This is a genomic window from Variovorax trehalosi, from assembly GCF_051216415.1.
In the GTDB taxonomy this organism is placed as follows: Bacteria; Pseudomonadota; Gammaproteobacteria; order Burkholderiales; family Burkholderiaceae_C; genus Variovorax.
This window is the reverse complement of sequence record NZ_JBPJZG010000001.1, coordinates 1,271,772-1,289,461: the sequence shown is the minus strand read 5'-3', so window position 1 is coordinate 1,289,461 and position 17,690 is coordinate 1,271,772. Positions and strand designations below refer to the sequence as shown.

General features: G+C 66.8%; 18 protein-coding genes. 8 read left to right on the top strand and 10 right to left on the bottom strand.

Annotation, left to right across the window (positions count from 1 at the left end):
* Nucleotides 1-108: 108 nt before the first annotated feature.
* Together map and ACSFA7_RS06070 are read left to right on the top strand one after the other, a co-directional pair.
* Nucleotides 109-933, top strand: coding sequence for a type I methionyl aminopeptidase (gene map / locus ACSFA7_RS06075; RefSeq protein ID WP_198788538.1), 825 nt, complete (start codon nucleotides 109-111; stop codon nucleotides 931-933).
* Nucleotides 934-953: 20 nt separating this feature from the next.
* Nucleotides 954-3,560: a [protein-PII] uridylyltransferase gene (locus ACSFA7_RS06070; RefSeq protein WP_435498526.1), complete on the top strand. Its 2,607-nt coding sequence runs from the start codon at nucleotides 954-956 to the stop codon at nucleotides 3,558-3,560.
* A gap of 9 nt (nucleotides 3,561-3,569) precedes the next feature.
* Here the strand turns inward: ACSFA7_RS06070 and ACSFA7_RS06065 are convergent, their stop codons facing one another.
* Entirely contained in the window at nucleotides 3,570-3,902 is a 333-nt protein-coding gene (locus ACSFA7_RS06065; RefSeq protein ID WP_435498525.1) for a hypothetical protein, read from the bottom strand.
* Nucleotides 3,903-4,083: 181 nt separating this feature from the next.
* Between ACSFA7_RS06065 and ACSFA7_RS06060 the strand changes: the two genes are divergently transcribed.
* Genes ACSFA7_RS06060 through ACSFA7_RS06050 form a run of 3 tightly spaced genes read left to right on the top strand, consistent with a single transcriptional unit; the run spans nucleotide 4,084 to nucleotide 6,831 of the window.
* A complete protein-coding gene (locus ACSFA7_RS06060; protein ID WP_435498524.1) occupies nucleotides 4,084-4,767 on the top strand; it encodes an HAD family hydrolase in 684 nt (227 codons plus the stop codon).
* A complete protein-coding gene (gene pgm, locus ACSFA7_RS06055) occupies nucleotides 4,764-6,416 on the top strand; it encodes a phosphoglucomutase (alpha-D-glucose-1,6-bisphosphate-dependent) (protein ID WP_435498523.1) in 1,653 nt (550 codons plus the stop codon). Before ACSFA7_RS06060 ends, pgm begins: the two co-directional genes overlap by 4 nt.
* 16 nt (nucleotides 6,417-6,432) lie before the next feature.
* Nucleotides 6,433-6,831, top strand: coding sequence for a PPC domain-containing DNA-binding protein (locus ACSFA7_RS06050; protein WP_435498522.1), 399 nt, complete (start codon nucleotides 6,433-6,435; stop codon nucleotides 6,829-6,831).
* A 6-nt stretch (nucleotides 6,832-6,837) separates the two neighbouring features.
* On the opposite strand, the gene ACSFA7_RS06045 is transcribed toward ACSFA7_RS06050, so the two are convergent.
* From ACSFA7_RS06045 to ACSFA7_RS06035, 3 genes are read right to left on the bottom strand one after another with little or no spacing between them, the layout of a single operon-like run.
* Nucleotides 6,838-7,896 carry an aldo/keto reductase gene (locus tag ACSFA7_RS06045; RefSeq protein WP_435498521.1) on the bottom strand — a complete coding sequence of 353 codons (1,059 nt, stop codon included), beginning with the start codon at nucleotides 7,894-7,896 and terminating at the stop codon, nucleotides 6,838-6,840.
* Nucleotides 7,893-8,261 (bottom strand): TIGR04076 family protein, encoded by a 369-nt coding sequence (locus ACSFA7_RS06040; RefSeq protein WP_435498520.1) that lies wholly within the window; start codon nucleotides 8,259-8,261, stop codon nucleotides 7,893-7,895. Before ACSFA7_RS06040 ends, ACSFA7_RS06045 begins: the two co-directional genes overlap by 4 nt.
* Nucleotide 8,262: 1 nt before the next feature.
* Nucleotides 8,263-8,799: a cupin domain-containing protein gene (locus tag ACSFA7_RS06035; RefSeq protein WP_435498519.1), complete on the bottom strand. Its 537-nt coding sequence runs from the start codon at nucleotides 8,797-8,799 to the stop codon at nucleotides 8,263-8,265.
* Between the two features lie 214 nt (nucleotides 8,800-9,013).
* Here ACSFA7_RS06035 and ACSFA7_RS06030 point away from each other — a divergent pair, with 214 nt between their 5' ends.
* Together ACSFA7_RS06030 and ACSFA7_RS06025 are read left to right on the top strand one after the other, a co-directional pair.
* Nucleotides 9,014-9,301, top strand: a complete 288-nt coding sequence (locus tag ACSFA7_RS06030; RefSeq protein WP_435498518.1) for a DUF3311 domain-containing protein — start codon at nucleotides 9,014-9,016, stop codon at nucleotides 9,299-9,301.
* Nucleotides 9,298-10,824 carry a sodium:solute symporter family protein gene (locus ACSFA7_RS06025; protein ID WP_435498517.1) on the top strand — a complete coding sequence of 509 codons (1,527 nt, stop codon included), beginning with the start codon at nucleotides 9,298-9,300 and terminating at the stop codon, nucleotides 10,822-10,824. The genes ACSFA7_RS06030 and ACSFA7_RS06025 overlap by 4 nt, the downstream gene beginning before the upstream one ends.
* On the opposite strand, the gene ACSFA7_RS06020 is transcribed toward ACSFA7_RS06025, so the two are convergent.
* The 3 genes from ACSFA7_RS06020 to ACSFA7_RS06010 are packed head-to-tail and all read right to left on the bottom strand — an operon-like array spanning nucleotide 10,779 to nucleotide 13,866.
* Nucleotides 10,779-11,837 (bottom strand): amino acid ABC transporter permease, encoded by a 1,059-nt coding sequence (locus ACSFA7_RS06020; RefSeq protein ID WP_435498516.1) that lies wholly within the window; start codon nucleotides 11,835-11,837, stop codon nucleotides 10,779-10,781. The two genes, ACSFA7_RS06025 and ACSFA7_RS06020, sit on opposite strands and share 46 nt — an antisense overlap.
* The gene (locus tag ACSFA7_RS06015; RefSeq protein ID WP_435498515.1) at nucleotides 11,834-12,835 is read right to left on the bottom strand and encodes an amino acid ABC transporter permease; all 1,002 of its coding nucleotides are present in this window, start codon (nucleotides 12,833-12,835) and stop codon (nucleotides 11,834-11,836) included. The genes ACSFA7_RS06020 and ACSFA7_RS06015 overlap by 4 nt, the downstream gene beginning before the upstream one ends.
* On the bottom strand, nucleotides 12,832-13,866 hold the full coding sequence (locus ACSFA7_RS06010; RefSeq protein WP_435498514.1) for an amino acid ABC transporter substrate-binding protein: 1,035 nt from the start codon (nucleotides 13,864-13,866) through the stop codon (nucleotides 12,832-12,834). The genes ACSFA7_RS06015 and ACSFA7_RS06010 overlap by 4 nt, the downstream gene beginning before the upstream one ends.
* 155 nt (nucleotides 13,867-14,021) lie before the next feature.
* On the opposite strand from ACSFA7_RS06010, the gene ACSFA7_RS06005 reads away from it, so the two are divergent.
* Entirely contained in the window at nucleotides 14,022-14,411 is a 390-nt protein-coding gene (locus ACSFA7_RS06005) for a DoxX family protein (protein WP_176657565.1), read from the top strand.
* An 18-nt stretch (nucleotides 14,412-14,429) separates the two neighbouring features.
* On the opposite strand, the gene def is transcribed toward ACSFA7_RS06005, so the two are convergent.
* The 3 genes from def to ligA all read right to left on the bottom strand — a co-directional run bounded on the left by def (nucleotide 14,430) and on the right by ligA (nucleotide 17,675).
* The gene (gene def, locus ACSFA7_RS06000) at nucleotides 14,430-14,969 is read right to left on the bottom strand and encodes a peptide deformylase (RefSeq protein WP_435498513.1); all 540 of its coding nucleotides are present in this window, start codon (nucleotides 14,967-14,969) and stop codon (nucleotides 14,430-14,432) included.
* A 32-nt stretch (nucleotides 14,970-15,001) separates the two neighbouring features.
* The gene (locus ACSFA7_RS05995) at nucleotides 15,002-15,478 is read right to left on the bottom strand and encodes a hypothetical protein (protein WP_435498512.1); all 477 of its coding nucleotides are present in this window, start codon (nucleotides 15,476-15,478) and stop codon (nucleotides 15,002-15,004) included.
* A gap of 112 nt (nucleotides 15,479-15,590) precedes the next feature.
* On the bottom strand, nucleotides 15,591-17,675 hold the full coding sequence (ligA, locus tag ACSFA7_RS05990; RefSeq protein WP_435498511.1) for an NAD-dependent DNA ligase LigA: 2,085 nt from the start codon (nucleotides 17,673-17,675) through the stop codon (nucleotides 15,591-15,593).
* Between the last annotated feature and the right edge of the window lie 15 nt (nucleotides 17,676-17,690).

Here is a 17,690-nt window from a genome sequence, read left to right as displayed (position 1 = left end):
AGGCCTCGGGGGCGCGTTGGGAATCAAGGAAACGGGGCGAATGGCCGCTGACTGGGGTCATCCGCGTTAACCCGGAATTTTAGCTTGGTGGATGGGATAATTCCGGGCATGAGCATTACCTACAAAGACGCTGCAGGCATCGAAGCCATGCGCGTCGCCTGTCGCCTCGGCTCCGAGGTGCTGGACTACCTCACGCCCTTCATCAAGCCCGGCATCACGACCAACGACGTGGACCGGCTCGCCGCCGAATACATGGTCAAGCAGGGCACCACCTCGGCCACGGTGGGCTACATGGGCGCCAGCAGCGTCCCGTTCCCGAAGTCGCTCTGCACCTCGGTGAACCACGTGGTGTGCCACGGCATCCCCAACGACAAGCCCCTGAAAAAGGGCGACATCATGAATGTCGACGTCACCGTCATCAAGGACGGCTGGTTCGGCGACAACAGCCGCATGTTCGTGATCGGCGATGCCTCCATCGCCGCCAAGCGCCTGTGCAGCATCACCTTCGAAGCCATGTGGCACGGCATTCTGCAGGTGCGCCCCGGCGCCCACCTGGGCGACGTGGGCCATGCGATCCAGAAGTTCGCCGAGGGTCAGGGCTTCTCGATCGTGCGCGAGTTCTGCGGGCACGGCGTGGGCCAGCGTTTCCACGAAGAGCCGCAAGTGCTGCACTACGGCCGTCCGGGCACCATGGAAGAGCTCAAGCCCGGCATGATCTTCACCATCGAGCCGATGATCAACGCCGGCAAGCGCGACGTGAAGGAAGACTTCAAGGGCGGCCAGTACGACGGCTGGACCATCGTCACCCGCGACCATTCGCTGTCGGCCCAGTGGGAGCACACGGTGCTGGTCACCGAGACCGGCTACGAGGTGCTGACCCTGTCGGAAGGCAGCCCGCCGCTGCCCTCCTTCGTCACCTCGACCAAGACCTGACGCGCTGAGGCGCCCCGGCCGTGATCGAAGCAGCCAAGATCGACGTGGCGACGCTGCGCGAAGCCTATCGCGCGAAGAAGCTCGCCCTCTTCGACACCCTGCGCTTTGCGCGCGCCCCTACCCGCAGCGTGCACACGGTGCTGCGCCAGCTCTCGGCGCTGGCCGACCAGACGCTTTGCACCCTCTGGCAGGAAGCCGATTTCGGCGATTCGCTGACGCTGGCCGCCGTCGGCGGTTTCGGCCGCGGCGAGCTGTTTCCGTATTCCGACGTCGACGTGCTCCTGCTGCTGCCGCCCGAGGGCGACGCCGCCACGATCGACCCGGCCCGCGTCGAGGCCTTCATCGGCCACTGCTGGGACGCCGGGCTCGAAATCGGCTCCAGCGTGCGCACCGTCGAAGAGTGCCTGGCCGAGGCCGAGAAGGACGTCACCGTCCAGACCTCGCTGCTCGAAGCCCGCCTGATCGCGGGCAACAAGAAGCTCTTCGTTGCCTTTCGCCGCCGCTTCGTGCGCGCCATCGATCCACAGGCCTTCTTCGTGGCCAAGTCGCAGGAGATGCGGCACCGTCACCAGAAGTTCGACAACACGCCCTACGCGCTCGAGCCCAACTGCAAGGAATCGCCGGGCGGCCTGCGCGACCTGCAGACCATCCTCTGGATGACCAAGGCCGCCGGCTACGGCAGCCGCTGGGACGACCTGGCCAAGAACGGCCTGGCCACCTCCTTCGAGGCGCAGCAGATCAAGCGCAACGAGGCGCTGCTCTCGCTGATTCGCGCCCGCCTGCACGTGATCGCCAATCGGCGCGAAGACCGGCTGGTGTTCGACCTGCAGACCGCCGTGGCCGCGAGCTTCGGCTATGAAAGCGAATCGCAGCGCAAGTCCAGCGAGGCGCTGATGCGCCGCTACTACTGGGCGGCCAAGGCGGTGTCGCAGCTCAACCAGATCCTGCTGCTCAACATCTCGGAACGGCTGCAGCCCGTGGACGAGCAGCACACGCCGATCAACGAGCGCTTCTACGAGCGCGCCGGCCTCATCGAGATCGCGAGCGACGACCTCTACGAGCGCGAGCCGCATGCGGTGCTCGAGACCTTCCTGCTCTACCAGAAGACCATCGGCGTGAAGGGCCTGTCGGCGCGTACGCTGCGCGCGCTCTACAACGCGCGCCATGTGATGGACAGCAAATTCCGCAACGACCCGGTCAACCACGAGACCTTCATGCGGATCCTGCTGCAGCCCTACGGCATCACGCATGCCTTCCGGCTGATGAACCAGACCTCGGTGCTCGGGCGCTACCTGCGCGTATTCCGCAGCATCGTGGGGCAGATGCAGCACGACCTGTTCCACGTGTACACGGTGGACCAGCACATCCTGATGGTGCTGCGTAACGTGCGGCGCTTCTTCATTGCCGAGCATGCGCACGAGTACCCGTTCTGCTCGCAGCTCGCGGCCGGCTGGGACAAGCCCTGGATCCTGTATGTGGCGGCACTCTTCCACGACATCGCCAAGGGCCGCGGCGGCGACCACTCCACGCTGGGCGCGCGCGACGTGCAGCGCTTCTGCAAGCAGCACGGCATCGCGCGCGAAGACTCCAAACTCATCGAATTCCTCGTCGCCGAGCACCTTGTGATGAGCCAGGTCGCGCAAAAGCAGGACCTGAGCGACCCCGAGGTGATCGGCGCGTTCGCGAAGCGCGTGGGCAACGAGCGCTACCTGACCGCGCTGTACCTTCTGACCATCGCCGACATCCGCGGCACCTCGCCGCGCGTGTGGAATGCGTGGAAGGGCAAGTTGCTCGAAGACCTGTACCGCTACACGCTGCGCGCTCTCGGTGGCCGCATGCCCGACCCGGACGCCGAGGTCGAATCGCGCAAGCGCGAGGCGCTGGTGCAGCTGGCTCTGCACGCCCAGCGCTTCGAGGCGCACAAGGCGCTGTGGGACACGCTGGACGTCGGCTACTTCATGCGCCACGACGCCACCGAGATCGCCTGGCACGCCAAGCAGCTTTCGCGCTTCGTGCCGCCGCCGAACGTGCCGGTCGACCCGAAGGCGCCGCCCATCGTGCGCGCGCACCTGTCGCCGGTGGGCGAAGGCCTGCAGGTGGTGGTCTACACGCCCGACCAGCCCGATCTGTTCGCGCGCATCTGTGGCTATTTCGACCAGTCGTCGTTCAGCATCCTGGATGCCAAGGTGCACACCACGAGCAACGGCTACGCACTCGACACCTTCCAGGTCGTGACCACCTTCCTGCCCGATCACTACCGCGACCTGATCAGCATGGTGGAGTCGGGCCTCGCGCAAACGCTCACCGAAGCCGGCGCCCTGCCCCCGCCGAGCATGGGCCGGGTGTCGCGCCGGGTGCGGAGCTTTCCGATCAAGCCGCGCATCAGCCTCCTGCCCGACGACAAGGCACAGCGCTGGCTGCTCAACATCTCGGCCAGCGACCGCGCGGGTCTTCTGTATTCGGTCGCGCGGGTGCTCGCCCGCCATCACCTCAACCTGCAGCTCGCCAAGGTCACGACCCTGGGCGAGCGCGTGGAAGACACCTTCCTGATCAGCGGCCCCGAGCTCCAGGGCCAGAAGACGCAGCTCGCCATCGAGACCGAGCTGATGGAAGCGCTGGCGTCCTGAGCTGCAGCTTCAGCCGCAGTACACGCCGACGATCCGGCCAGAGGGCTCGACCTGCAGGTTGAGCCGCGTGGGGTCTTGGGCCGGGCTTGCGGCTTCCGTTGCGGGCACTGTGCGGCCCGTCTTGGCGCCTGCGCGCTCCAACATTTCCTGCAACAGGGCCTGGGTCGCCTGCAAGCCGAGGCCGAAGCGAACTGCGGCGGCCTGGCAGGTTTCCGGCGGCGGCGCGAAGCTCGGCGGCTCGGGCACTTCGGAGGTCAGCGGCCGGTCCTTGGGAGGGGCTGCGCAGCCCGCCAGCAGCAGGGCCACGGCCGACAGGCACAACAAGCTTCGACCATTCTTCATGCGCATACTTTTTTGCTCCTTGAAACGGTGGAAGCTTATTCGCCAAAAACGACACCACGCGCACAGGTTAAGCCAGCGGTACACAAAGCATCAACTAATTCACGATGGGTATCGGTGCTGCCTTTTCGATGGCGTATCCTGAAAGCGATGCATGCAGCTCCGGCCCGATGGGCGCCCCCTCATGACACAGCACCCTGACACCGTTTTCCTCGTCGACGTCGACAACACCCTGCTCGACAACGACGGCGTCGTCGGCGACCTGCGCGCTCACCTCGAGCAAGCCTTCGGTGCCGAGAGCGCCAACCGTTACTGGGCCGCCTTCGAGACGCTGCGCAGCGAACTCGGCTACGTCGACTACCTCGGCGCGCTGCAGCGCTACCGGGCCGAGGAAAGCAAGCGCGGCATGAGCGATTCGAGGCTGCTCTTGATGTCGAGCTTTCTCATCGACTATCCGTTCGCCGACCGCCTGTACCCCGGCGCCCTCGATGCGCTGAAGCATCTGCGTCGTTACGGCCCCACGGTGATCCTGTCCGATGGCGACGTGGTGTTCCAGCCGCGCAAGGTGCAGCGCTCGGGTCTGTGGGACGCGGTCGAAGGCCGGGTGCTGATCTATGTGCACAAGGAGCAGATGCTCGACACCATCGAGGAGTGCCACCCCGCCGCGCACTACGTGATGGTCGACGACAAGCTGCGCCTCCTCTCCGCCATGAAGGCGATCTGGGGGCCGCGGCTCACCACCGTCTTCGTGCGGCAAGGCCACTACGCGCTCGATGCGCAGGCCATCGCCGCCTACGCGCCCGCCGACATCACCATCGAACGCATCGGCGACCTCATTCAAATCGACGACTGGGCACTGAAGAAATGAGTCAGAAAACCAATCCCCTCGCGGGCCAACCCGCGCCCCTCGACCTGCTGGTGAACGTGCCCCGCCTGATCTCGGCGTACTACACGGGCCGGCCCGATCCGTCCGTGCCTGCGCAGCGCGTGGCCTTCGGCACCTCGGGCCACCGCGGCTCGTCGTTCGACGACGCGTTCAACGAATGGCATGTGCTGGCGATCAGCCAGGCGATCTGCGACTACCGCAAGCAGAAAGGCATCGACGGCCCGTTATTCCTCGGCATCGACACGCACGCCCTTTCCACGCCGGCCTTCAACAGCGCTGTCGAAGTACTGGCGGCCAACGGCGTCGAACTGATGCTCTCGAAGGACGACGAGTACACGCCGACGCCCGCCGTCTCGCATGCGATCCTGGTCTACAACCGTGGCCGCACGAGCGGTCTGGCCGACGGCATCGTCATCACGCCTTCGCACAACCCGCCCGAAAGCGGCGGCTTCAAGTACAACCCGCCGAACGGCGGCCCCGCCGGCACCGACATCACCTCGGCCGTCGAAGCCGCCGCCAACAAGATGCTGGCGAACAAGCTCGAAGGCGTGAAGCGCATGCCGCTTGCACAGGCGCTGAAGGCTTCCACCACGCATCGGCACGACTACCTGAACACCTACGTCGAAGACCTCGCGCAAGTGCTCGACATGGACGCGATCCGCGGCGTGCAGATCGACCTGGGCGTCGATCCGCTCGGCGGCGCGGGCGTGCACTACTGGCCGGCCATCGCCGAGCGCTACAAGCTCCAGCGCCTCACGGTGCTGAACCAGGAGGTCGACCCGACCTTCCGCTTCATGTCGCTCGACTGGGACGGCCGCATCCGCATGGACCCGTCCTCGCCCGATGCGATGCACAAGCTGATCGCGCTGAAGGACCGTTTCGGCATCGCCTTCGCCTGCGATACCGACCACGACCGCCACGGCGTGGTCACGCGCAGCGCGGGCCTGATGCAGCCCAACAGCTACCTCGCGGTGATGATCGATTACCTCTACACGCACCGCCCGCAATGGCCCGCGGGTGCTGCCGTGGGCAAGACGGTGGTGAGCAGCCAGATGATCGACCGCGTCACGGCAAAGCTCGGCCGCAAGCTCTACGAAGTGCCGGTGGGCTTCAAGTGGTTCGTCGACGGCCTCATCGATGGATCGCTCGGCTTCGGCGGCGAAGAGAGCGCGGGTGCGACCTTCCTGCGCCACGACGGCTCCGCATGGACAACGGACAAGGACGGCATGGTGCCCGCCCTGCTCTCGGCCGAGATCGCCGCGCGCACCGGCCGCGATCCGGGGGAGCGTTATGCGGAACTGACGCAGGCGCTCGGGCAGCCGGTGTCCGACCGCGTGGATGCGGCCGCGACGGTCGAGCAGAAGAAGAAGCTGTCGAACCTGTCGCCGCAGCAGGTCAGTTCGACCGAACTGGCGGGCGACAAGATCGAGGCCGTGCTGAGCCATGCGCCCGGCAACGGCGCGGCCATCGGCGGTGTGAAGGTCGTCACCGCCAACGGCTGGTTCGCGGCGCGGCCCTCGGGCACGGAGAACATCTACAAGGTTTACGGCGAGAGCTTCAAGGGCGCGGAGCACCTCGCGCGCATTCTCGAAGAGGCGCAGCAGCTGGTGGACAAGGCGCTGTCCAGCTGAACCTGGGCCGCCAGCAATGGAAGCGCACGCGCTGCGATTGAATCCGGGCGATGACTTGCGCGGCGCGCTCGATGCGGCGCTCAAGCAGCGTCGCGCCGAAGCGGCTTTCGTGGTCTCCGGCATCGGCAGCCTGAGTGGCGCGCGCATCCGGTATGCCGGTGTGGAAAGCGCCGCAGTGCTCAAAGGCGATCTTGAAATCCTCACGCTGTCCGGCACGCTCTCACCGGACGGTTCTCATCTGCACATCAGCGTGTCGGATGCAACGGGCCAAGTCCGAGGCGGGCACGTCGCGCCAGGCTGCACGGTGCGCACCACCGCCGAAATCCTGGTCGCCTGGCTGCCCGAATGGCGCTTCGCCCGCGCGCACGATCCGGCCACCGGCTATCCCGAACTGGTGCCGCGACCCAAAACCTGAACAGGGTCAGTGCGGCTCTTTGTTGAGGTCGTACTTCATCACGCGGCCGTGCCGGCCTTCGATATCACGCTCGACCGCATACACATCGCCGCTCGGCGGCTGGCGCTGCGAGAGCACCGTATCGAGCGTGGCAATGTCTGCTGCATCGAGCTGCAGCGACAACACCTTCAGGTGGTCCGCCAGGTGGTCGCCACGCCGCACGCCGACGATCACGCCCGCCACCTGCGGCTGCTGCAGCACCCAGCGCATCGCCACCGTGGCGATCGACGTGTCGTGCCGCTGCGCCACCTTCTGCAGCTGCAGCAGCTGCTGCTGGAACAGATCCCATCCGCCGAAGTCGTCGATGATGAGCTTGTACTTGACCAGCGACCGGTTCTCGTAAGGCTCCCGCGGCTCGCTCGCACCGAGCCAGCGCTCCGAGAGAAAGCCACCGGCCACGCTGCCGTAGCACAGGAGCTGAATGCCCGATGCCGCGCAATACGGCGCCAGCGTCGGCTGCGGCCGCTGGTCGAGCAGCGAATACTGCACCTGCATGCTGCGCAGCGGCACGTCGGCATCGACCAGTTCGCGCACGCGCGGGGTGTCGAAATTGGTGCCGCCCAGCAGCTCGATCTTGCCGACGCGCTGCAGCTCCTGCAGCCAGTGCGCGACCTCGACATAGCGCGGCACGCCGTAGTCCCACCAGTGGAACTGCACGAGATCCAGGCGCTCGACGCCCAGGCGCTGGAGCGACCGGTCGATGGTCTGCTCGACCTGGCGCCTGTCGATCTGCGCGAGCGTCGCGAGGTCAGGCACGAACTTGGTGTGCACGCGCAGTTGCGAAAGACTGCCGCTGCCGTGGCGCGCGATGTGTTCGCGCCGGAAGTCGCCGATCAGCTCTTCCACGCCGGTGTAGATGTCGGCGCAGTCGAAGGTGGTGATGCCGGCCTCGTAGTACGCCGCCATGTCGGCGATGGCCGCGGCGCGGTCGATGCCGCCATGCCCGCCGGCCAGTTGCCAGCCGCCCTTCAGCAGGCGGGAGATCGAGTAGTTCGGCGCGAGATCGATGCGTTGCGGTTGGCTCATGGGTTCTGCTTCGAAGGGTGGACCACGGCCGTGGTGTCGACGTGGCGGAAAACGCGCGTCGCGGTGCGCGTGATGCGAAAGCGCGACGGGCAATGCGGATCGGGGCACGCCACTTCGGCGTCGGTGCTCATCCAGTCGTTGGCGTCGGTGGGCCGCTGCTTGGCCGCGAGCAGCGGCAGCAAGGCGCCCAGCGAATAGATCGAGAAACCCTGCCCCTCCGGGAGGTGCAGCATCTCGCCGCGCAGTTCGAAATAGTCGCCGACCTTGGCGTTGCAATAGAGCTTCGCGCCTTCGGGCGCGACCACTTCGACGCGCAGGTCGTAGAGCGTGAAGGCGCCATCGTCCGGGGGTGTCGGAGTGTTCATGTCAGGGGTTCGGTGGGGTGACGGACAGGATGATTTCAGTCGGCGCCTTCGAGGCATTCAGGTAGCGGTGCGGCAGCCGCGCGTCGAAGGAGATGCTCTCGCCGGCCTTCACCGCGTAGTCGACGCCCGCCACCTGCGCCACCAGCGCGCCCGCGACGACGTAGACGCACTCTGCCGACTCGTGACCGCGCGGCTCGTCGGCCGACATCTGGCCCGGCTCGAGCACCGCGCGCAGCACTTCGAGCTGGCCCGCGCCGGCGGTCAGGCGTTCGTAGGCCACCTGGCCCTTGGGCGCGGTGAGCATCACGCGCTGATTTGGGCGGCTGATCCACACGGTGGGCGGCGTCGGCTCCGAGAACAGCGAAGACACCGATTCGCCGAACACGCCCGCGAGCCGGCGCAGGGTTTCCAGGCTGGGATCGGTCACGGCGCGCTCGATCTGGCTCAGCAGCGTGGCGGACACGCCCGCCTGCGCGGCCAGTTCGCGCAGGGACAGGCCGCGGGCCGTTCGCAATTCCTTCAGTCGGTCGCCGATCATGGGGTTGGTCTTCCTTTGCTTCTTGTTTGTGCATCCACACAGCACAACAAATGGGATGGTATGTACGGTTATGGTGCACGTCAAGCACTAGAAATCGCTGCGCATGCCTCGCGTTTTCCAAGGATTATTGCCGCCAACCCTACTTGTGCTTTGTGCATTTTCTCTGCACACTCCGCGCCCAGATCGTGCAGTAATACTTCACAGGAGCATCGAGATGGCCGACCCGCATTCACCCACACGCCCCACCCGGCGACGCCTTGGACACCGCTGGCTGCTGGTCTTTCCGTTCATCTGGCAGGCCTGCCTCGCGCCGGCCGTGAACGACATCGCGCTCACCCCGTTCGGACTGCCCTTCCCCATGTTCTGGCAGATGGCGGGCATCGTGCTGACCAGCGTGGTCATCGCGATCGTCTTTCGCCTCGATGCCAGGGCCGGCGTCGAAGCCGAGGAAGCCGCCTTCCTCGCCCACAGCCTGAAGTCCCAAGAGGACGGCGCACCATGAAGCTCGCCATCGTCCTGGCCATCCTGCTCGCGACCGTTGCGGGCGCCATCGCCTACGGCCGCCGCACGCGCCGCGCCAACAACTTCGCCGACTGGGCCGTCGGCGGCCGCAGCCTCGGCACGCTGGTCTTCTGGTTCATGAACGCGGGCGAGGTCTACACCACCTTCGCGGTGCTCGGCATCTCGGGCTATGCCTGGGCGCTGGGCGCGCCGGCGTACCTTGCGTTCTGCTCGGTCTCGATGAGCTATGCGGTCGGCTACTGGCTGATGCCGCGAATCTGGCGGGCCGGGCGCATCGGCAAGCTCGTCACGCAGTCCGACTTCTTCGCGGCGCGCTACGAGGCGCCGTGGCTGGGCGTGCTGACCGGCGTGGTCGGCATCGCGTCGCTCGTGGTCTACGTGCAGATCCAGCTGGTGAGCCTGGGACTGATCGTGCAGCTCACGCTGGGCAACAGCATCTCCAGCGAGGCCGCGACCATCGGTGCCGGCGTCTTGATGATCGCCTTCGTGTTCGTCGCTGGCGTGCGCTCCGCCGCCTTCGCCGCAGGCGTGAAAGACGTGCTGATGGTGGTCGTGGTGGTGCTGCTGAGCGTCACCGTGGCGAGCAAGGTCGGCGCGGCCTCGCTGCTCGACCTGTTCTCGATGGCCGAGGCGAAGCACCCGGGCATCGGCAAGTTCCCGGGGCTGGACGCCACCTCGCCGACCACCGCGATCTGGCTCATGACTTCGGCGATCAACATCGCGCTGGGCAACTGGGTGTTCCCGCACCTGTTCCAGATGTCGTATACCGCGCACAGCGCGACGGCGATCCGGCGCAATGCGATCTGGCAGCCGCTGTATTCGCTCGCCTACTTCTTCATCATCCTGCTGGGCTTCGCGGCGCTGCTGGCGCAGACGCAGCCGCCGGGCGGCAACCTCAACGCGGCGCTGCTGCAGTTCGTGTCCGACCGCTATCCGGCGTGGATGGTCGGGCTGCTGGCGGGCACCGGTTTCCTGCTGGCGCTGGCGCCCGGGTCGCTGCTGCTGCTGACGGCCGGATCGATCTTCACGCGCAATGTGGTGCGGCCGTTCAGGAGCGGACTGAGCGAGCGCGCTTCATTGACGCTGTCGCGCGGCTCGTTGGTGGTTTTCGCAGCGATCGCCGTGTGGCTGTCGGTGAGCCAGAAAGGCTCGCTGGTGAAGATCCTGCTCGATGCGTACTCGGCCATCGGCATGCTCGCGCCCGGCGTGTTCCTCGGATTCCTGTGGAAGCGCACGAGCGCGATCGGGGTGCTGGCCGGACTGGTCGCGGGCTTCGTCGCGCTGCTGGCGCCGTTCGCGGCGAAGTTCTGGGCGGCGACGGTGCCGCAATGGGAGGCAGGGCTGATCGCGATGGCCATCAATGCCGCGGTCGTCGTTGCCGTGAGCCTCGTGACGAAGGCACCGCGGCCCAAAGCCGTCGCGCTCGGACTGCAGGACGACACTCCGCCGGATGCGGCTCAGGTCGGCGCGCTCGCCAGCCTGCGCTCCAGCCACACGCTGTAGCGCGAGAGCCCGAAGCACAGCACCCAGTACACGGCGGCGATGAAGAGATAGCCCTCGAGGTAGAACGGCCGCCAGACCGGATCGCCGCCGAGCGCGAGGCCCAGCGCACCGGTCAGTTCGAAAAGGCCCACGACGGTGACGAGCGAGGTGTCCTTCAGCGTGCCGACCACGCTGTTGGTGAGCGCGGGCACGACGAGGCGAAGGGCCTGCGGCAGCACGATGTCGCGCTGCACCGGCCAGCGCCCGAAGCCCAGCGCCATCGCCACCTCGGTCTGCCCGCGCGGCACGGCCTGCAGGCCGCCGCGGATGATCTCGGCCAGATAGGCCGCGACAAACAGCGTGAGGCCCGCGAGCACGCGCACCAGCACGTCGGGTTGCCAGCCCGCCGGCCACAGCAGCGGCAGCAGGAACGAGGCCATGAACAGCACCGAGATCAGCGGCACGCCGCGCACCAGCTCGATGTAGCTCGCACTTAGCGTGCGGACCACCGGCCAACCCGAACGCCGGCCCAGTGCGAGCAGCAGCGCCAGGGGAAAAGCCAGCGCCAGACCGACCACCGCCAACCCGATGGTCAGCGGCAGGCCGCCCCAGCGGCTCGTCGGCACATGACTCAGCCCCATGACGCCGCCGCGCATCAGCAGCACGAACAGCAGCAGCACGACGACCCACAGCGGCACCAGCCACCAGCGCCAGCTGCGCGGCCAGGCGCTCAGCACGGTGACGGCGGACAGCACGACCACCGCGATGGCCGGGCGCCATTGCTCTTCATACGGAAAGCGCCCGAACAGCATCGGCCGCCATTTCTCGGCCACCACGCCCCAGCAGGCGCCGTGCTGCACCGCGCGGCAGGCCTCGGCGTCGGCGCGGAACACGGCGTGCACCACAGCCCATTCGAAGATATGAAAACCAGCCCACGCAAGCAGCGCAATCAGCAGCGCGGTCGCCAGCGCGCGCAGCGGCGAACCCCAGAGCTCGCGGCGCCATGCGATGGGGCCTTGCGCGACATTCCTCATCGCCATCCCCGCAAGGCGACGCGCGCGTTGTAGCGGTTCATGCCGAAGGAAATCAGCAACGACAGCAGCAGGTACACCGCCATGATGATCGCGATGCACTCGAAGGCCCGGCCGTTCGAGCCGATAGTGGTGTTGGCCACCGACACCAGCTCCGGATAGCCCACGGCCACCGCGAGCGACGAATTCTTGACGAGGCTCAGCAACTGGTTGGTGAGCGAAGGCACGATCACCCGCAGCGCCTGCGGCAGGATCACGATGCGCAGTTGCTGTACCGACGACAACCCCAGCGCCTGCCCCGCCAGCACCTGCCCCTGCGAGACCGACAGGATGCCGGCGCGCACGATCTCCGCAACGAAAGCCGCCGAATAGAACGACAGGCCCGCGACGATCGTGACGTACTCGGGGCTCAGCGCCGCGCCGCCGCTCACGCCGAAATCGCCGCGCTCGGGCCACTCGAAATGCGTCGGCCACCAGCCGCCCTCGCCTGCCACGGGCCACGGCACGCTGAGTCCGCCCTTGCTGAGCCACACGCCGGGCAGCAGCCGGACGGGCTCGGTCGGATCGGGCAGCAGGTTCGCCATCGCGAAGGCCAGCATCAGCAGCTGGACGAGCAGCGGCACGTTGCGCAGCAGCTCGACATACGCGGTGCAGATGCCGCGCAGCAGCACATGCGGCGCGAGCCGGCCGATGCCGATCAGCGTGCCGAGCACGACCGAGAAAATCGCCGCGGGCACCGCCGCCCGCACCGTGTTGATCAGGCCCGCGAGAAAGGCGCGCCAGAACGGCTGGCTGGCGTCGAAATCGAGCCAGCCCTCGCTGATCGAGAAGCCCGCAGGCTCGGTGAGAAAGTCGAAGCCGGATCGAACGCCGCGTGCACGCAGCACCTCGAGCGCGTGGTGCACCACCCAGAAGGCGCCGGCCACGACGGCCAGCACCAGCAGCGCCTGGACAGTCCAGGCCAGCCAGGCGCCGCGGCGCGAGGCGCCCTCCCGACTCATCGCACCGGTGGTGCGTAGATCAGGCCGCCCTTGCTCCACAGGTTGTTGGAGCCGCGCGGCAGCTTGAGCACCGACTTCGGCCCGACGTTGCGCTCGAACACCTCACCGTAGTTGCCCACGGCCTTGATCGCGCGGAACGACCAGTCCTTGTCCAGGCCCAGCAGCTTGCCGAGGTCTTCGCCGGTGCCGACCAGACGTTGCTGTGCCGGGTCCTTGCTGCTCGCCTTGAGCGCGTCGGCGTTGGCCTGCGTGACGCCGGCTTCCTCGGCCTCGATGAGCACGTTGGGCACCCACTTGGCAATGGCGAACCATTCGTCGTCGCCGCGGCGCACCAGCGGCGCAAGCGGCTCCTTGGAGATCAGTTCGGGCAGGATGATGTAGTCGTCGGGGTTCGGCGCTTCCTTGTTGCGCAGGCCGGCGAGCGCCGAGGCGTCCGTCGTGAAGGCCTGGCAGCGGCCCGAGAAGAAGGCCTTGAACGAGGCTTCGAAGCTCTCGAAGACGACGGTCTTCACAGGGATGTTCTGCGCGCGGAAGTAGTCGGAGACGTTCTTCTCGTTGGTGGTGCCCGACTGCGTGCAGATGGTGGCGTTCTTGAGCTGCTTGGCGCTCGTCACCTTGAGCTTCTTGGGCACCAGGAAGCCCTGGCCGTCGTAGTAGGTGATGGTGGTGAAGTTGAAGCCGAGCGAGGCATCGCGGGTGAGCGTCCAGGTGGTGTTGCGCGCGAGGATGTCGATCTCGCCGGCCTGCAGGGCCGAGAAGCGCTGCTGCGAATTGAGGGGCACGAAGTCGACCTTCTTCGCATCGCCAAGCACGGCCGCCGCAATGGCGCGGCAGGTGTCGACATCCAGGCCCGACCAGTTGCCCTGGGTGTCCGGCGCGGAGAAGCCCGCCACCCCGTTGGTCACGCCGCACTTGACGGTGCCGCGCTGCTTGACCGCATCGAGCGTCTTGCCTGCAAAGGCTGGCGCGGCGGTGGCGAAGGCGACGACGGATGCGGCGGCGATCAGTGCCGGGCGGAATCGGTTTTTCATGGGTGTGTTTCTCCTCAACAGACAACAAAAGGCAGTGTACGGGGCGTCGTGCGGCCGCGCCAAAGAAGGGTCGGTTGGATGCATATGCCCTGTGCGGCGCCAATACCGCAATACCATACGGCCCTTTATCAACTCTCCCGAACAGGAATCACACAATGTTCAAGTCCGACGACACCGGCAAGCTCGTTCTGCGCCTCGCGCTGGGCATCCTCATCCTGCTGCACGGCGTGGCCAAGGTCACCAAGGGCGTCGATGGCATCGGCGGCATGCTCGCCTCGCACGGCCTGCCGGCCTTCCTGGCGTATGGGGTCTATGTCGGGGAAATCCTGGCGCCCGCGCTGTTGATCGTCGGCCTGTTCACGCGGCCGGCCGCGGTGATCGTGGCGATCAACATGCTGGTTGCGATCTGGCTGGTGCACCGCAAGGACCTCGGCGCGATCAACGGCCAAGGCGGCTGGGCACTGGAACTGCAAGGCATGTTCCTGTTCGCGGCGATCTCGCTGGCCTTCACGGGCGGCGGCCGCTTCGGCCTCAGCAACAAATAACGACCGAGGCCTGGCGCCTCAGTCGTCGTCGGCTGCATCGAGTCCCGGGAACAGGACCTCGGTGTAGCCGAAGCGCGAAAAATCGCGCACCCGCATCGGGTACAGCTTGCCCAGCAGGTGATCGACTTCGTGCTGCACCACGCGCGCATGAAAACCGCTGGCAACCCGGTGGATGGGGTCGCCATACGGATCGAAGCCGGTATAGCGGATGTTGGCGAAGCGCGGCACCACGCCGCGCAGGCCCGGCACCGAGAGACACCCTTCCCAGCCCTCTTCCTCGTCTTCGCCAATGGGCGTGATGACGGGGTTCAGCAGCACCGTGCGGGGCACAGGCGGCGCGTCGGGGTACCGGGGGTTGACGATGTCGGTGCCGAAGATCACCAGTTGCTGATCCACGCCGATCTGCGGTGCCGCGAGGCCGGCGCCGTTGACCGCATGCATGGTCTCGAACATGTCGCGCACCAGGAGGTGCAGTTCGTCGGTATCGAAAGCGGCGACCGGCTGCGCGATGCGCAGCAGCCGGGGGTCGCCCATCTTGAGTATTTCGCGAATGGCCATCGCGGGATTATCGCGATGACCTCAACCCACGATCACGGGATGCCTTGGGTGTTGTTCTTCGAGTCCGGCGAGGTCCACAGCCGCGCCCGGCCTTGAGGCATCTGTTGAGGCTGCGAGGGGGTGATGCCCGGAATGCCACCACCGGCGGTGCCAGGACCCGTACGACCACCGCCCCAATCGGCCCTCGGAGGACGCGCGGCGGGGTAAGCGGGCCTCACGGCAGGGTAGCTCGGTCGCACCGCCGGATAGCCGGGGCGACCGTAGTCGGGGCGACGGTCGTAGTAGCGGCCACGGTCGTAGTAACGGCCACGGTCGTAATAGCCCCCACCCTGGATATAGACAGGTGCAGGCGAAACGACCACGGGCGACGGATCGGAGTAGTACGGCTGCGAGTACCCCCCGGAGTAGTCACCCGAGTAGTACGGATCGCCGGGAACGGCAACGCAGCCAGTCAGCAGCGCGAGGCCGCCGACGGCAATGCTGGCACCAAGAACGCGGATTTTTTGCATGAGGGGCTCCTTGTTGGCCTTCAGTTTTCTTTCAACGTCAGGTTGTAGACCCTGTTGACTGCGCTGCGATGAAGTCACGTAACGGCCGGTAAAGAGGCCGCCCGTCGCGCCTTCATTCCGTGACGCCGTTCTCGAGAATCTCCAGCATACGCGCCTCGTCGATCACCGTCACCCCGATTTCCCGGGCCTTGTCGAGCTTGCTGCCGGCTTCTTCACCGGCCACGAGGTAGTGGGTCTTCTTGCTGACAGAACCGGCGACCTTGGCACCGGCTGCCTCCAATTTATCCTTTGCCTCGTCGCGGCCCAGCGTAGGAAGGGTACCGGTGATCACGAAGGTCAGGCCCGCCAACGGCTTCGGCGCGCGGGCCGCAGGCTCGCCCTCTTCCCAGGTCAGACCGCAGGCGCGCAGTTGCTCGACAACCTCTCGGTTGTGCGGCTGGTCGAAGAAGGTGCGCAGGCTCTGCGCCACCACCGGGCCCACGTCGTTGACTTCGAGCAGATGCTCTTCGGTCGCGTCCATGATGGCGTCGAGCTTGCCGAAATGCTTGGCCAGGTCCTTCGCTGTGCTTTCGCCCACGTGCCGGATGCCGAGGCCGAACAGGAAGCGCGGCAGCGTGGTTTGCTTGGACGCTTCGAGCGCGCCGACAAGGTTCTTCGCCGACTTCTCCGCCATGCGGTCCAGCCCTGCCAGCGTGGTGAATCCGAGCTTGTAGAGATCGGGCAAGGTGCGAATGAGATTGGCGTCCACCAGTTGCTCGACCAGCTTGTCGCCCAGCCCGTCGACATCGACCGCGCGCCGCGCCGCGAAGTGCAGGATGGCCTCCTTGCGCTGCGCCGCGCAGAACAGGCCGCCGGTGCAGCGGTAGTCGACCTCTTCCTCTTCGCGCACCGCATCCGAGCCGCAGACGGGGCACTTGTGCGGCATGGTGAAGATCGGACCGCGCTGGCCCTCTGGCTTGGCCAGACTCTCGGGCACCACGCCGACCACCTCCGGAATCACATCACCCGCGCGCCGCACGATGACGGTGTCGCCCACGCGCACGTCCTTGCGACGGGCCTCGTCCTCGTTGTGCAGCGTGGCGTTGGTCACGGTCACGCCGCCGACGAACACCGGCGCCAGCTTGGCCACCGGCGTGAGCTTGCCGGTACGCCCGACCTGGATCTCGATGCCCAGCACCTCGGTCAATTGCTCCTGCGCGGGGTACTTGTGCGCCACGGCCCAGCGCGGCTCGCGCGAGACGAAGCCCAGTTGCCGCTGCAGTTCGACGCTGTCGACCTTGTAGACCACGCCGTCGATGTCGTAGGGCAAGGCATCGCGCTGGCGGCCGATGTTCTCGTGGAACGCGATCAGCTCGATCGCGCCTTTCGCCCGTGCCGTCTGCGTGGCCACAGGGAAGCCCCAGGCGTGGAACTGCTGCAGCCAGTCGAACTGGGTCGGACAATCCGGCCCCCCTTCTGCGGCCGGCGTGACTTCCCCGAGGCCGTACGCAAAGAAGCTCAGTGGCCGTGCCGCGGCGATCGCCGGATCGAGCTGCCGCACCGCGCCGGCCGCCGCATTGCGCGGGTTGACGAACACCTTCTCGTTTTTCTGGCCGGCAGCGATCTTCTCGCGCTGGCGTTCATTGAGCGCATCGAAATCGGCGCGCTTCATGTAGACCTCGCCGCGCACCTCGACCACGGGCGGCGCCTTGCCGCTGAGCCGCAGCGGGATTTCGCGCACCGTGCGGATGTTCTGCGTGACGTCTTCGCCCACCTCGCCGTCGCCGCGCGTCGCGGCCTGCACCAGCACGCCGTCTTCATAGCGCAGGTTCATGGCGAGGCCGTCGAACTTGAGCTCGCAGACGTACTCGACCTGCGGCCCGTCCTCGGCCAGGCCCAGTTCCTTGCGCACACGCGCATCGAAGGCACTGGCGCCGCCGGGCGTGATGTCGGTCTCGGTGCGGATCGACAGCATCGGCACCTTGTGGCGCACCTTGGTGAAGCCGTCGAGCACCTTGCCGCCCACGCGCTGCGTCGGCGAATCGGGGGTGCGCAGCTCGGGAAACTCCGTCTCCAAGGCCTGCAGGCGCTGGAAGAGCTTGTCGTACTCGGCGTCGGGCAGCGAGGGCGCGTCGAGCACGTAATAAAGGTGGGCGTGCTTGTGGAGCTGTTCGCTCAGTGCGGCGGCTTCGCGTGCCGCTTCGTCGCGCGTCGTCATGTGGGTGTCTCCCGA